This is a genomic window from Microcystis sp. MC19 (assembly GCF_003019735.1).
Lineage (GTDB): Bacteria > Cyanobacteriota > Cyanobacteriia > Cyanobacteriales > Microcystaceae > Microcystis.
In genome coordinates this window covers 1,437,732-1,452,065 of the sequence record NZ_CP020664.1, presented here as the reverse complement: position 1 = coordinate 1,452,065, position 14,334 = coordinate 1,437,732, and the positions used below count along the sequence as shown (strand labels likewise).

Genomic DNA, 14,334 nt, shown 5'->3' with positions numbered 1-14,334 from the left:
TGGACTCTGTGTAAGACAGTACATGGTTTTTTAACTGTGGTATGCGACGGTGGTGGAAGCAGAAACTTAAATCGTGAGGTTTAGGAATCGCCGCACTTTTAGGGCGGCGAGGATGTCAACATCGTAACCCACCCCCATCATCCCCTGCTCAAGATTGACACTTTCATCGCTCATTTCTAGACAATCTAGGGGTAAATTCTCGGTTCACAGACCTAAACTAATACTACCAAATCATCACCCAAAAAAATAAACAGAAAACTTCCTACAGAACTGGGCCAAGGAGAAAATTTTCACCTTTAACCCAGAATAAGACCCCTTTTCCCGACAAAAGAGCCAGATTTTAGCTCCTGGCTGAAGGCTGACCATTAGATAAAATTTTGTTACGATTATTCCACTGGCAATTTTTGAGCAAGATATAATCGAGATAGTAGGGCTGCCATTGGGCTAAAAGTTAAGCAAATTTAAGAGATAGCCATTTCAGAAAAAATCGATCATCGATGATGTTGATCTTCCCCAGATAAGAAACGAGTGAAGATTAATTGTTGAACCGAGCATCAGAAGCTATCTCTAAAGGGGGAAATGTTAGAAAGTTATCCCAGAAGGGGAACCATCACTATTGACTTATCTATTTCCTATTGCTTGTATTCATTTAGTCATCTAACAGCAAGGGATGTAATCTCATTCAGGGGAAAAAGTCGTTATGAACCACCAAATAGAAACCCCTATCCGGTCACCCTCTCAAGCTCGATTCCGTTCACGGGAAGAACGCATCCAGATGGGTAAATCCCTGCGGGAGCGATTGCCGCGTTCTCGCCACGCTATCTGGCAACCCCCCGCAGCTGGTCGAGAGCCGATCGAGATCATCGAAGCATCAAATCGAGGGCGATTACAGGAATTGATTCCCATCCGCTACGGGCGAATGTTGCGGAGTCCCTTTACCTTTCTGCGCGGTTCCGCTGCTTTGATGGCCTACGATCTGGCCACCACTCCCAAAACTGACATTATCGTGCAGGCCTGCGGAGATTGCCACCTGTTGAACTTCGGATTTTTTGCCACCCCCGAACGCAATTTAGTCTTCGATATTAACGATTTCGACGAAACCCTGCCCGCACCTTGGGAATGGGATCTCAAGCGTCTGGTGGTCAGCTTTGTCATCGCCGGCAGGGATAGCGATCTATCCGATCGAGAATCGAAAGCAGCGGCGATCGATTGCACTCGTTCCTATCGGGAACACCTGCGGGAATATTCTCGCCTCAGTCCCTTAGAGGTATGGTACACGCGCATAGGAGTGGAACAGGTGCTCGAGATGGCTCCCGACGAAAAGACGCGCAAGATACGGGAACAGATGATGACAAAGGCCCGCGAGCGCATCATCGAACATCTCTACCCCAAGATCGTCACCCAAAGCGGGGGACGCAATCGCTTTGTCGATCAGCCGCCCATTCTCTACCATGTCAACGAACCGGATTGGGAGACTCTCGTGCGCGAGGGTCTGGAAGATTATCGCCAATCCCTGCCGGAGGAACGCCGGGTCCTGTTCGATCGCTACCAGTTAGAGGACTTTGCCCTGAAAGTGGTGGGCATTGGCAGTGTCGGCACCAGATGTTATATCGCCCTATTGTTCTCGGAAGATAACCATCCCCTCATCCTACAAGTTAAGGAGGCTTGCCCTTCGGTTCTGGAACCCTATACCGCCAAGGGCCAGTATGAAAATCAGGGACAACGGGTGGTTACAGGCCAGAGATTGATGCAATCCTCTAGCGACATATTTTTAGGCTGGACCCAGGGAAGACGGGGCAATAACTTCTATTTACGGCAACTGCGGGATATGAAGTTTTCCCTACCCATTGAGGGAGTATCGGCCGTCCAACTGCAACGCTACGCCGAGTTCTGCGGCTGGACCTTGGCCCGCGCCCACGCCAAATCTGGAGACGCAGCCACCATTAGCGGTTATTTAGGAAAAGGAGATCAGTTCGATCTAGCCCTGGGCGAATTTGCGATCGCTTATGCCGAGCAGACAGAACAAGATCACGCCGCTTTGGTGGAAGCAGTCAAAACAGGACGGGTCGAGGCTTTGGTGGAAGAAAATTTATAGGGTTAACCTCTCAGCTATCAGCCTGTTATTTTTCGACCTTAGATTAGGGGCGCGAGCTTTGCGCCCCCAGATGGCAGCTGGTGTGATACTAAATCCGTTTATCAAAAACTGATTACTTATTTTCTGAGTAGAAAACGGGTTTCTCCGAGAAACCCGTTTTCTGTGCGTTATACCAATTCTCCAAAGTCTGACTACAGAAGTTTAATCCCCCTAAATCCCCCTTTTTAAGGGGTACTTAAATTCGATGTGTAGTTTTCATTTAGAGAAATGGTATTACTCAATAGTCCAAACCTAAATCCGTTTATTAAATACTGATTATCTATTGCCTCTATTGTCTCTTTCCTCTTGCCTCCGCTCCCCACTATCCTATACTTTTTAAACAGGATTTAGTATTATTGCTCAGTAGGTCAGATTTGCTCACAGAAAATAGTGCTTATCTCGACAAAATACTCTAGAACAAGGATGATGGTATGTGATATAATTTGCTCTTGCTTTCAACTACATATTTAAGTAATTTTGTCAAGAAAATGAGCGAATTAAAATCCCAAATCACAGCTATTGATAATCAACTTTCCAAACGTCCGATCGCTCTCGATCCCGCAGGATATTTTATTATTTATCTAGACCGAGAAGCAGGGTTAATCTGTGCCAAACATTACAGCAATATTATCAACGAAAAAGGTTTAGCCGTCGATCCAGAAACGGGAAAAGTTATCGGTGTTAGGCAAAAACTTGATCGCAATCCTGAGACTATTTACACCGCCAGGACTGCCAAAGAATTAGCCGTCAAAGTGATCGAAGAAACCCAACCTTGTCCGATTACTATGTTCGATCATGCTGCTTATTTAGGTCGAGAATTTACCCGCGCTGAATACGCTTTAATCACCGGGGAAGAATATATTCAGGATTAAAGATTGGGCTTTTCAGTGTTGCCAAAGGTACGGCGTAGCCGTCCAGTAAACAGTAAACAGGGATAAAGATGAAGATAAATAAATAAATAACTTAAAACTTACATCTGATAACTGATAACTGATAACTGATAACTGTTAAACCGTGCCTTTAAATAAACCTTGAGGACGGAATAATAACAGCAAGATCATAATTAATAAAGCCACGCCTAATTTATAATTGGAACCAATTAAGGGGACACTAATTTCTTGGGCAAAACCAATAATTAAAGCCCCAGCAATCGCTCCGTAGGGATTACCAATACCACCTAAAATCACGGACGCAAACATGGGTAAGATTAAAAACCAGCCCATATTGGGACGCACTCCCCCAGTAATTAACCCGAACATCCCTCCGGCTAAAGCAGTTAAAACTCCCGTAATTATCCATGTCCAGAAAACAACCCATTCGACGTTAATTCCGGTTACTCTAGCTAAATCGGTGCTGTCAGCTACGGCGCGCATCGCCTTACCGATTTTGGTTTTTTGTAATAACAAATGGAGGGCAATAATAACTATAATTGCCAAACCAATGACTAACAAGCGATCGAAAGCTACTTTAATCCCAAAAATTTCTGTAGCGGTCATCACAGGCAGATCGTAGCGTTGATTACTGCCGCCCCAGATCATTAAAATACCATTGCGAAGAAATAAAGCCAAACCGATCGAAATAATAATTAAAGTGGTAGAATCGGCCCGTCGATCGCGCATAGGTTTCCATAATAATCTCTCGGCAATGAGCATGGCAATAGCTGTCACTGCTGCCCCCACCAGCATCGCTAACCAGAGATTAATCCCTTGAGCATTTACCACCCAAGTTATGTAAGCACCCAAAGTCATAAAATCGCCGTGGGCAAAATTAGACAGACGCAAAATGCCACAGGTAAGGGTTAACCCGACGGCAGCCAGAGCAATAATACTGCCGACGGCTAAACCATTGAATAAAAGTTGTGGTGTATCCATCAAACCTCTTGTATAAATCAAAAATTGTCCTTAGAAATAGGAGTCAGGAGAGAGAAAATTAATTAACTTTTGTCTTTTACTTTATTTAACTGAAAGCTGAGGGCCTGTGGCTTAAATATTTTTGTTTAGACCAAATTGCATGGCAGTATAAGCCTAGACAGCCATTATAAAGGTTTGTGTGCCAGCAATTTCTCGCGGCCGGTGAAAAGCTGACGGCTGATGACTTACTGCTATAAAATCAAGAATGCCCACTGATGGAATTTTCCGCCAATGAAGACTATCTTTCGACTAGCGATCGCTTTTTTTGCCACACTATTTATCCTATCTCCTGTCAATGCCTTAGCTGCCAGTTCTGCTGCTGTCACAGGAGCCAATGCCAGTTATGAAAACCAGAATCTGACAGGAAAGGATTTTTCAGGACAAAATTTGCAATCTGCCCAATTTACTAACGTTAATCTGCAAGATTCTAACTTTAGCTCTGCCGATTTGCGCGGGGCAGTGTTTAACGGAGCCTCTATCATCGAAGGCAACTTTCATGGGGCGGACTTAACCAATGGATTAGCCTATCTGAGTACCTTTAAAAATTCCGATTTAAGCGATGCCATTTTTGCCGAAGCGATCATGCTGCGCACCATTTTCGAGGGAGTCAATATCAACGGTGCTGATTTTAGTTTTGCCGTGCTTGACGCTCAACAAATCAAAAATCTCTGTGAAAGAGCCGAGGGTGTCAACTCAAAAACCGGCGTCTCTACCCCGGAATCTTTAGGATGTGATCAATGATGCAAACAAGGGTTGGTGTTATTGGTGGTGGACAATTAGCTTGGATGATGGCACAGGAAGCCAAGAAATTAGGCATTTCTCTAATTGTACAAACACCACACCCCGATGATCCCGCCGTTGCTTTAGCTGACGGGGTTGTCTTTGCGGAAATAGCTGACGTGGAAGGCACAAAAAAACTAGCTCAACATTGTGATCTGATCACTTTTGAAAATGAGTTTGTTAATTTAGATGCCCTAGAAGAATTAGCGGCCACAGGAGTTAAATTCTATCCTAGTTTGGCAAATCTGCGCCCCCTATTGGATAAATACGAGCAAAGATGTTATTTACGCTCCCTAGGGTTGCCTGTGCCTGATTTTTGGGCGATAGATAATTTATCCCAACTAGAAAATTATCCTTTTCCGCTAGTGCTGAAAGCGCGACGACACGGTTATGATGGTCAAGGAACCTTTATTATCCGCACTCCTGAAGAATTAAACGCCAAAAAGCCGCAATTAGAGCGTCTTGACTTGATGTTAGAAGCTTATATTCCCTACGAGCGAGAATTAGCCATCGTTGCCGCTAGGGGATTAACCGGGGAAATCGTCACCTATCCCGTGGTGGAAACCTATCAAGAGGAGCAAGTCTGTCACTGGGTGATTGCTCCCGCCGCTCTTAACCAATCATTACAGGCTCAAACCGAATCTATCGCCCATCATCTGTTAAGTAGTTTGTCGGCGGTGGGTGTTTTCGGGATGGAGTTATTTGTCACTCCCCAGGGAGAGGTATTGATTAATGAAATCGCTCCCCGTACCCATAATTCTGGTCATTACAGCCTCTCTGCCTGTCTTACCTCCCAATTTGCCCTACAACTGCAAGCAGTGGCTAATTTGCCCCTCGGAGCCACGGACTTAAAATCTGCTGGGGCAGTCATGGTTAATTTATTGGGTTTTGAGGATAGTGACGGCGATTATGGGGAAAAAAGAGCAGTTTTAGCGGCAATCCCCGGCGCTCACGTTTTTTGGTATGGTAAAAAGTCCCGTCCCGGTCGAAAATTAGGCCATGTCACCCTGTTAAGGGATACAAGCGATCGCTCTGAGTTATCGGATCTGGCAAGGCAGATAGAAAAGCTTTGGTATGGTTGTTAGGGAATTATGAATTATGAATTATGAATTATGAATTGGGCTCTTCGGTTTTTGTTATGCAATGGACGGGATTATAAGGAATGAAACCCTTATAGAGACAGACATTGCTGCTATTTTTGTCAACTGTTTTCGCTCTAGAGAGAACTAATCAATTAAATCTCTTGCCAGATAAGGATTGAGTCGATTTATGCCCCCCTATCGAACCATAGCAAGTAACGAAGAGCCATGAATTGGGGAGTGGGGAGTATTTTCAGTAAACAGTGAACAGTAAACAGTGAACCGATAACTGTTTACTTATAAGGATGTGAACTGATAACTGATTCAGTAAGCCCTAATTAAAAGACCTTTTTGATTGCCTCGGCCAGTTTTTGACTAATTAACTCGTTACCGTCTCCACTGAGATGAATATTATCGCGATAGAGAGAATCAGGATTAGGATTGGCCTGAAAAATGGGCAGAAAATCTAGATAAAAAATCTGCTGGTTGCTGGTGAAATCCGCTAGTCTTTGACGGGCTTTCGATTCATAATCTCGTCCCTGTTTTTGAGCTTCGCGAATGAGGGGGGTAATAGCGATAATTAAACGGGCTTGATGAGCCTGAGCAAGGGCTTGAATTTGGGCAAGAGCGGTTAAATTATTGCCCACTCGATCGCCTCCTTCTCGCACCGGTGGCAGGGGAGGATAACGCTTAAAATATCGATCGTACAATTCGATTAAAGCTAAAGCAGGCCGGCGAGCGGGATAATTAATTTCTCGTCCCACCACCGCCGAACTAGGAGCTAAAGCGAACAGATCATCGGTGTTCATTAATAACACAATCACCTGAGATTCAAAGGTGCCGAAACGTCGCAGATAGGCCAATTGATTGCGCGGTCCCCAAGAATTAGCCGAAGCATTGAGAACTTGCACCGAATCCGTCAGATTTTGGCCTAAATTTTTGGTGATTAAAGCAGCAATGGTCTCTTTTTGATCTGTCCACCAGGAGCCATTAGCGATCGAATCACCGATTAACATGATTCTCGTCGTCTCTGGAGGCCGTTGGGGTGTAATCGGATCGCTCCGCATCGAATACTGATTAACGGCGATAAAATTGGAAAAACGGCGCGTTTGTTGATTAGGAGCCAAAAGATAGCCAATTTCGGCATCAGCTTTGTAAATAAGCGGATTACCGAAGCCGAAGACAATTCTTAAAATAGCCTCAAGGAGAAGGCCAAGAACGAAAAGAACGCCTAGAATGATTAAAGACAGCCGAATGATACCAATTTCTAATAACACGGATAGATGAGAGTTAGCTAATTTATGATCCTAAAGTGTCTCATACTTTCCACATCCATCTCATGAAAAGGAGTTAAGGGCAATGTCAGACTTAAATCGTGGCATTATGAAATTTGAGGGAGCCGATAAACCGGCAGTAGTGGCGATATCGTCGATTATTGTTATCGGCAGTATTATTGCTCTGATCCTTTGGGCCATGAAAGTCGCCTACACCTAGTTAGGGTTTGCGGCAAAAAGTTTCTCGTGGGGGCAGGGTGTGGCCCCCCCAACCCCCCCGACATCGGGGGGGCAGGTGGGGTGTAGGGTTTTACCCATTTTCATCTGGTAAATTACCTAATTTTCAGGGAAAAAGTCCCTAAATTTTCCCCCCGATCCCTCCAATCGCGGGTACTTTTTGATTTCCCAAAAGTCTAAAAGTCTTACCCAACAAGGTTTAGATTTATTCAGCAACATCTAGTTAACTAGATTAATTTCGCTCACTTTTGGCATCACTCGGTTTCAGTTTCTTGCCATCACGATCTCACCTCATTGTCCCCTTGAGCCTGTAGGATAGGGTCAAGGGAAAAATTGCTAGTTCCCTCTATCGCACCTGCTAGTTACACCCGACTCGAAACAGATCATCGATGAGCAGATCAACTTCTGTTTTAACAGAACTGTTGCAGTTACTCCCCCAATGGCGATCGCAGATGTACTTCAAAGCATCCCTGACCGCGCTATCCCACGCCATGGAGGATCAGGTTTTAGCGGAAGACGATCAACCGTTAGTGATTGCCAGTTTTCAGCGTGAGCGCTTTTATCGTCAAGAGGCCCATCGCTATCGACGCATTGCCCACAAAAGCGGGCAAGTTTATGTTTTGTCGGCCCCGGAAACCGATTTTAAGCATAGTTCCAACATTTACGAGACGATCGCTTTTCAACCGGAGGACAGTTTAGCCCAAGAATGGCATCTAGTGGTTATCGGTCGCCATTATGCTAGTTGTTTGATCTGTCGGGAACGAACCCATCTGGTAGCCGAAGGGGAAAATAGGGCAGCTATGGATAATAATCGCCGTTTTGAGGGGATTTGGACGAGCGATCGCCATGTAAGTCAACAGGCGGCCCAAATTCTTTTAAATCATATTCTCGATTATCGTCCCGAACTGGCGGACAAAATTAGGCGCGCCCAAGAAGAATACCTAGTCTGTGAACTGACGGACAGGGACCATCAAGAGGAACCAGATCCCTTTGTCCAGCGATTGGTCACTTATTTGCAAGCGGGACAGTATAAACTGCTGAAAGCCAATCGTTCCTTGGCATCGAAAGAACACAAGGAAAGACTGATCAACTCGGTGACAGCGGCGATCCGTCGTTCCCTCGATCCGGAAGATATCCTCCAGGTGGCAGTGCGGAAATTGGGCGAAGGATTGGGGGTCTGTCGCTGCGTGGTCTATCGTTGTAAGGAAGCCGACATTAACGCCACCATCGAACACGAATTTTTAAACTCCGGCATTAGTTCCATCAAAGGACAAAAATGGCCCCTGAAAAATAATCCTCTTTTTCAGGAAGTGCTGGAATTGAGAGAATCCCTGAAAATCGAAGACGCTATTCACGATCCCCGTCTCCCCGGCGATTCCATTCAAAATCTCGTGCGGGAATGTTCCATCTATTCCTGGTTATTAGTGCCGATTTTTTACCAAAGTCGTCTCCTGGGAATGTTGGAACTGCATCACTGTGGACCCGATACCACCACTTGGAAAAGCGAGGATGTCGCCCTGGTGGACGCGGTGGCCACTCAAATCGGAGTCGCCCTCATTCAAGCAGAAGCCTACGCTAATTTACAGGATTTAAATGAACAATTAGCCGCCCTCGATCGCACTCGTTCTAATTTAGTCGCCATTACCGGCCACGAATTACGCACCCCCCTCTCCACCATTCAAGTCTGTCTAGAAAGTTTGGCCTCGGAACCGGATATGCCGGCGGAAATGCGCCAAATTATGCTTGATACTGCCCTGAAAGATGCGGAACGAATGCGTAAATTAATCCAAGATTTTTTAACTCTGTCCAGGTTAGAAAGTGGCCGGGTTAATTGGAATCCTGAGGCTTTATCCCTATCGGAATGTGTGGAATTAGCCATCAGTCACGTTCACTCCCGCAATCTCGACAACGAAAACCCAAAAATTATCAATCTTGTCCCCCCTAATCTGCCCTTTGTTTTAGCCGATGGCGAGTGGTTAGTGGAATTACTCTCCAAACTTCTCGATAATGCCTGTAAGTTTACCGGCCGGGAGGGAAATGTCTCGATCGAAGTCGCTTCGGGAAAACCAAAAACCCTAGAAGTAACCATTTCTGACACCGGACGGGGCATCGAACCCAATCTTTTAGAACAGGTTTTTGATCGCTTTTACCAAGAGGAAGGGGCCCTGCGACGCAGTGCCGGGGGAACCGGTTTAGGACTGGCTATCTGTCGTCAGATCGTTAATGGTTGGGGCGGCGAAATTTGGGCAGAATCGAGGGGCAAAAATAACGGCAGTCAGTTTCATTTTACTATTCCAATATTTAAAGATAAAACTAACGATAATCCCCCAAATACCGCTCCGAAAAAATCCTCCCGTCGTCCTGCTAGTAAACGTAAATAGCGGCCAGTTGCCCGTTTAGTTTTGGCTCTTTGCTCGTGATACTAAATCCAGTTATTAAAAACTGATTATGTATTCCCCCTTTTGCCTCTTGCCTCTTGCCTTTTGCCTGTCCTGATATGTAGCATATACTTAACGGATTTAGTATGACTTCCTATTCCTTTTCTTCATCAAAAAATAAATAAAAAAGCATTAAAAAAGAAGCATCAAATCCCCAAGATATATAATAAACTTAAAAGAGTAATCAATTAGTCGTTTTTAGGTGAAAAAATTATGGGACGCGCCAAGAGAGTGGTTTTAGCTTATTCCGGAGGAGTCGATACTTCCGTTTGTATTCCCTATCTCAAACAGGAATGGGGAGTGGAAGAAGTGATTACCCTAGCCGCCGATTTAGGACAGGGAGACGAGTTAGGACCAATTCAAGAAAAGGCCCTGCGCTGCGGAGCGATCGAATCCTTAGTCGTCAATGCTCAGGAAGAATTCGTCAAAGAATACGCTTTTCCCTCAATTCAAGCTAATGCTCTCTATGAAAATCGTTATCCCCTTTCTACCGCCCTGGCTCGTCCTTTAATCGCTAAATTATTAGTAGAGGCCGCCGAGAAATACGGGGCCGATGCCGTCGCTCACGGTTGCACCGGCAAAGGTAATGATCAAGTGCGTTTTGATGTGGGCATTATGGCCCTCAATCCTAGTTTAAAAGTTCTCGCTCCCGCCAGGGAATGGGGCATGAGCCGGGAAGAAACCATCGCCTACGGGGAAAAATTCGGGATCGAGTCCCCCGTGAAAAAATCTTCGCCTTTTAGTATCGATCGTAACCTGTTGGGCCGCAGTATTGAAGCCGGTCCCTTGGAAGATCCGATGACGGAACCCCCGGAAGAAATCTATCTCATGACCAAAGCGATCGCCGATACTCCCAACGAGCCGGAATACGTCGATATCGGTTTTAATCAGGGAATTCCCGTCAGTTTAAACGGAGAAAATCTCGCTCCCGTCACGCTAATTAGTCAATTAAATGACCTAGTGGGTAAACACGGTGTTGGTCGGTTAGATATGATCGAAAACCGGGTAGTGGGAATTAAATCGCGAGAAATTTACGAGGCCCCGGCTTTATTAGTTTTAATTGATGCTCACCGGGACTTAGAAAGTTTGACTTTAACTGGAGATGTTACCCAATATAAACGGGGAATTGAAGAGACCTACGGACAGTTAATTTATAAAGGATTGTGGTACAGTCCCTTAAAGGAAGCGATCGATGCTTTTATCATCAAAACTCAAGAACAGGTAACGGGATCGGTGCGAGTGAAACTGTTTAAAGGTAACGCTAAAGTGGTCGGTCGTCAGTCAGTCAATTCTATCTATTCTCCCGATTTAGCTACCTACGGAGCCGAGGATCAATTTGATCATAAAGCTGCCGAAGGTTTCATCTATGTTTGGGGATTACCCAGCAAAGTTTGGGCTGAAAAAACTAGAGGTAAGTAATCAACAATTCTCCCCTAAGTAAGTGGTTTTTAATTCAGATCCTCCCAGCGATCAACACCCCCCTTATCAAGGGGGGAAGGGGGGATCAGCACCCCCCAAGGTAGGGTTAATTCATGAATTAACCCTACCTTAATAAGGAGGGATCAGCACCCTTATTAAGGGGGGAATCAACAAAAATTAAATTTCAACCAGACTCGATAACTGATTTAAATTTGATCACCGATTTTATCAGACTTAGGATTGTTAATAAAATTAAATATAACTAATGAAATTACTTTTTTAGAACCATGCCAGCAAAAGATATTTACCATGAAGCCGTGAAAAATGCCTTAATTAAAGACGGTTGGAGTATTTTAGCTGATCCTTATAAAATTAAATATAAAGATGTTGAATTTTTGCTGATTTAGCAGCAGAAAAACCTTTGGCTGCTGAAAGAAATGGACGTAAAATTGTTGTGGAAATCAAAAGCTTTTTAAGTCCCTCACCTATGAGATATTTTGAAATAGCTTTAGGACAAGATATTTTATATCGAAATTTAATCAGTCTTACCGAACCAGAATATCAAATTTATCTAGCCATTAAAGACAGCATTTATGAAAATTTTTTCCAACGAGAATCAATTCAGGATATTGTGAAAATAAGTAGGTAGGCACAATTATTTGTAGGATGGGTTAGCGGTAGCGTAACCCATGCGGGCGTTGGGTTTCATGCTTCAACCCAACCTACGTTCATTTTATATTTAATTCCACCCACCTACTTAAATCAATTACTTTTGCTGGTTGTTGAGATGGAAAAGGAGAAAATTTTACAATGGATAGACTAGAAAAATATCGCAATGCCATTAAAAAAGTATTAACAGAATATCACGAATGGGTTTCTGGTTCTGCTAATTTAGATCAAGAAAGTTGTCTGGTTTTTGACGAGATACATGATCAGTATTTTTGGCTTTTTATGGGTTGGGAAGGCAAGAAAAAAATCAGGAATATTCAAGTCCATATTAGGATTAAAAATGAGAAGATTTATATTGAGGAGGATTGGACAGAGGAAGGTATCGCTACGGAATTATTAAGGGAGGGTATTTCTAAAGAAGATATAGTTTGGGAGCATCTCACTTATGCAATGAGTATTAATACTTATAGCAGTCAAAAACTAGAAAATCTTCAACTTGATCACAAAGAGAAATGAGATTATAATAGTTATAACTTACAATTCAGAATAGCTCTCGATGGGAGGAATAATTCAATGTTATCAGAAAATGAAAAAAGAATTAAAGAGTTATGTCAAGAGTTAGGGCAATGTCTCTATGAGCAATCCCAAATTAAGAAATTTAATAACTTGGGAGAGATAGAGGAGACAGTCAGAGATTTAATGATTCATTATGTTAACCCAGAAATCGGTATTTTTTTGTCAAAACAAGCACAGAAGAAACTGCCGGTCGGACGAGAAAAGTGAAAAGTATTTTGGGGGAATTACCAATTACAGAAAAACAAGCGAAAAAATTAGAAATAAAGTCTCGGACTCAGATGAGTCCAATGTTAGAGAAGAACTGTTTGCTATTAAGTGGCGATGAATCCTACGAAAAATCGGCGCAGAAAATCAAATCATTGACAGGGATTGCTGTTTCTCACAGTACCCAACAACGCCTCGTACATCGATATGCTTTTGAAGAATTACCGTCTAACCCAGAAGTGGAAGTGGAAGAAATGAGCCTAGATGGCGGTAAGGTACGACTAAGAACTGCCAAGGGAAAAGCCTTAATTTGGCGTGATTATAAAGCAGTGAGTTTTCATCAACTGGGGGTAGCGGCTTTTTTTCAAGATAACTCAGCTTTATTAGATTTGGTTAATTCTCAAGTTTTGGCCAAGCCTTTAATTTGTTTAGGAGATGGACATGATGGTATCTGGAATTTATTTCGTGAGATCGGAGAGAAACAGGAAAGAATTGAAATATTGGATTGGTATCATTTAATCGAAAACCTCTATAAAGTTGGCGGGTCATTCCAGCGAATTGAGGAGGTAAAATGTTTTCTATGGAAGGGGGACGTGGACGCCGCTATCTCTTGTTGTGAAGGATGGTCAGAGCCGCAAGTTGAGAATTTTATTACTTATTTAAACAAGCATAAACATCGAATTGTCAATTATGGTTATTTGCAGGCAGAGGGGATTTCCATTGGCTCTGGCTCCGTCGAATCAAAAATTAAACAAATTGCTCATCGTCTTAAAATTACTGGTGCAAGTTGGCAATCTTGTAATGTACCGCAAGTCCTTCGTCATCGCTGTGCTTATCTAAATGGTTGCCTTTTTTAACTTTTTTATTGATCTCATTAAGCATTTCTACTTATTGCAAAGGTGAGATGCTCCCTATAGTTTTAGCTTTTTACGATCTGGAAACTCGTAAGTTAACTGGGTTTGCTGTGAGTTAAGTTATCGGTAAATCTTGCCTGGAAATATGAGGTTGATAAAAGAAGCTTAAAGGAGCTATTTTGTTACTTTTGAACCAGTTTATCCCTATGGGTAACAAGAATTTGAGCTATAATCATAATATCTCTATAACCCCACATAAAAAAGGCTTATGGCTATTTCAATTACTTTAACCCTACCTGATGAGATTTTTAATCTAGCTCAATCCTTAGCCCATTCAATTAACCGTGATCTTAATGATATATTAGTAGAAGCGATCGCTTTTTCTATTAGTCCCAATTATCAAGGCGAAAAAATCTCATCCCTAAATTCATTATCAGATGAAGAAATTATCAAATTAACTCAATTACAAATGGCATCAGAACAGGATCAAAGATTAAGCGAGTTGCTCAATCAACAACAAGAGAGGGATTTATCAACCTTTGAAAATAGGGAACTTTGGTCATTGATGCAAATTTATCAAATAAACTTGTTAAAGAAGTCTCAAGGATTAAATGAAGCGGTTAAAAGAGGATTAATTTCACCATTAGAAGCATGAATCCTGTCCCTATTCCCGACTATATTAAAGATAAAATTCGCCAACAAGCTAATACTAAATCTGGTTATTAAAAACTGATTATTTATTCCCCCTTTTGCATGAGGT

Annotated in this window: 12 protein-coding genes and 1 pseudogene; 11 read left to right on the top strand and 2 right to left on the bottom strand. The window is 43.1% G+C overall.

The window, feature by feature from the left end; translation table 11 throughout:
* The first annotated feature begins 700 nt into the window (after positions 1–700).
* Positions 701–2,095: a DUF2252 domain-containing protein gene (locus tag B5D77_RS07525; RefSeq protein ID WP_008197427.1), complete on the top strand. Its 1,395-nt coding sequence runs from the start codon at positions 701–703 to the stop codon at positions 2,093–2,095.
* A 527-nt stretch (positions 2,096–2,622) separates the two neighbouring features.
* Positions 2,623–3,006 (top strand): DUF4346 domain-containing protein, encoded by a 384-nt coding sequence (locus B5D77_RS07520; RefSeq protein ID WP_008197426.1) that lies wholly within the window; start codon positions 2,623–2,625, stop codon positions 3,004–3,006.
* Between the two features lie 135 nt (positions 3,007–3,141).
* On the opposite strand, the gene B5D77_RS07515 is transcribed toward B5D77_RS07520, so the two are convergent.
* Complete coding sequence (locus tag B5D77_RS07515) at positions 3,142–4,005, bottom strand: branched-chain amino acid ABC transporter permease (RefSeq protein ID WP_008197425.1); 864 nt, start codon at positions 4,003–4,005, stop codon at positions 3,142–3,144.
* Between the two features lie 270 nt (positions 4,006–4,275).
* On the opposite strand from B5D77_RS07515, the gene B5D77_RS07510 reads away from it, so the two are divergent.
* Together B5D77_RS07510 and B5D77_RS07505 are read left to right on the top strand one after the other, a co-directional pair.
* Positions 4,276–4,785, top strand: a complete 510-nt coding sequence (locus tag B5D77_RS07510; RefSeq protein ID WP_106908567.1) for a pentapeptide repeat-containing protein — start codon at positions 4,276–4,278, stop codon at positions 4,783–4,785.
* A complete protein-coding gene (locus tag B5D77_RS07505) occupies positions 4,782–5,909 on the top strand; it encodes a 5-(carboxyamino)imidazole ribonucleotide synthase (RefSeq protein WP_008197424.1) in 1,128 nt (375 codons plus the stop codon). Before B5D77_RS07510 ends, B5D77_RS07505 begins: the two co-directional genes overlap by 4 nt.
* A 332-nt stretch (positions 5,910–6,241) precedes the next feature.
* On the opposite strand, the gene B5D77_RS07495 is transcribed toward B5D77_RS07505, so the two are convergent.
* Complete coding sequence (locus B5D77_RS07495; protein ID WP_008197422.1) at positions 6,242–7,180, bottom strand: SGNH/GDSL hydrolase family protein; 939 nt, start codon at positions 7,178–7,180, stop codon at positions 6,242–6,244.
* A gap of 82 nt (positions 7,181–7,262) precedes the next feature.
* Between B5D77_RS07495 and B5D77_RS27660 the strand changes: the two genes are divergently transcribed.
* The 7 genes and pseudogenes from B5D77_RS27660 to B5D77_RS07455 all read left to right on the top strand — a co-directional run bounded on the left by B5D77_RS27660 (position 7,263) and on the right by B5D77_RS07455 (position 14,229).
* Entirely contained in the window at positions 7,263–7,397 is a 135-nt protein-coding gene (locus tag B5D77_RS27660; protein ID WP_008197421.1) for a hypothetical protein, read from the top strand.
* Positions 7,398–7,803: 406 nt separating this feature from the next.
* The gene (locus tag B5D77_RS07490; protein WP_106908566.1) at positions 7,804–9,795 is read left to right on the top strand and encodes a DICT sensory domain-containing protein; all 1,992 of its coding nucleotides are present in this window, start codon (positions 7,804–7,806) and stop codon (positions 9,793–9,795) included.
* Positions 9,796–10,065: 270 nt separating this feature from the next.
* Positions 10,066–11,271 carry an argininosuccinate synthase gene (locus tag B5D77_RS07485; RefSeq protein WP_106908565.1) on the top strand — a complete coding sequence of 402 codons (1,206 nt, stop codon included), beginning with the start codon at positions 10,066–10,068 and terminating at the stop codon, positions 11,269–11,271.
* Between the two features lie 287 nt (positions 11,272–11,558).
* Positions 11,559–11,920 (top strand): annotated as a pseudogene (locus B5D77_RS07475) (XisH family protein).
* A gap of 161 nt (positions 11,921–12,081) precedes the next feature.
* The gene (locus B5D77_RS07465) at positions 12,082–12,456 is read left to right on the top strand and encodes a XisI protein (RefSeq protein ID WP_254053052.1); all 375 of its coding nucleotides are present in this window, start codon (positions 12,082–12,084) and stop codon (positions 12,454–12,456) included.
* A 57-nt stretch (positions 12,457–12,513) separates the two neighbouring features.
* Positions 12,514–13,577, top strand: a protein-coding gene (locus B5D77_RS07460; RefSeq protein ID WP_106908108.1) for an ISKra4 family transposase whose coding sequence is annotated in 2 segments (ribosomal slippage) — positions 12,514–12,670 and positions 12,670–13,577 — 1,065 coding nt in all. Because the reading frame shifts where the segments join, the coding sequence is not laid out codon by codon here.
* Between the two features lie 265 nt (positions 13,578–13,842).
* The gene (locus tag B5D77_RS07455) at positions 13,843–14,229 is read left to right on the top strand and encodes a hypothetical protein (protein ID WP_045359286.1); all 387 of its coding nucleotides are present in this window, start codon (positions 13,843–13,845) and stop codon (positions 14,227–14,229) included.
* The last annotated feature ends 105 nt before the right edge of the window (positions 14,230–14,334 follow it).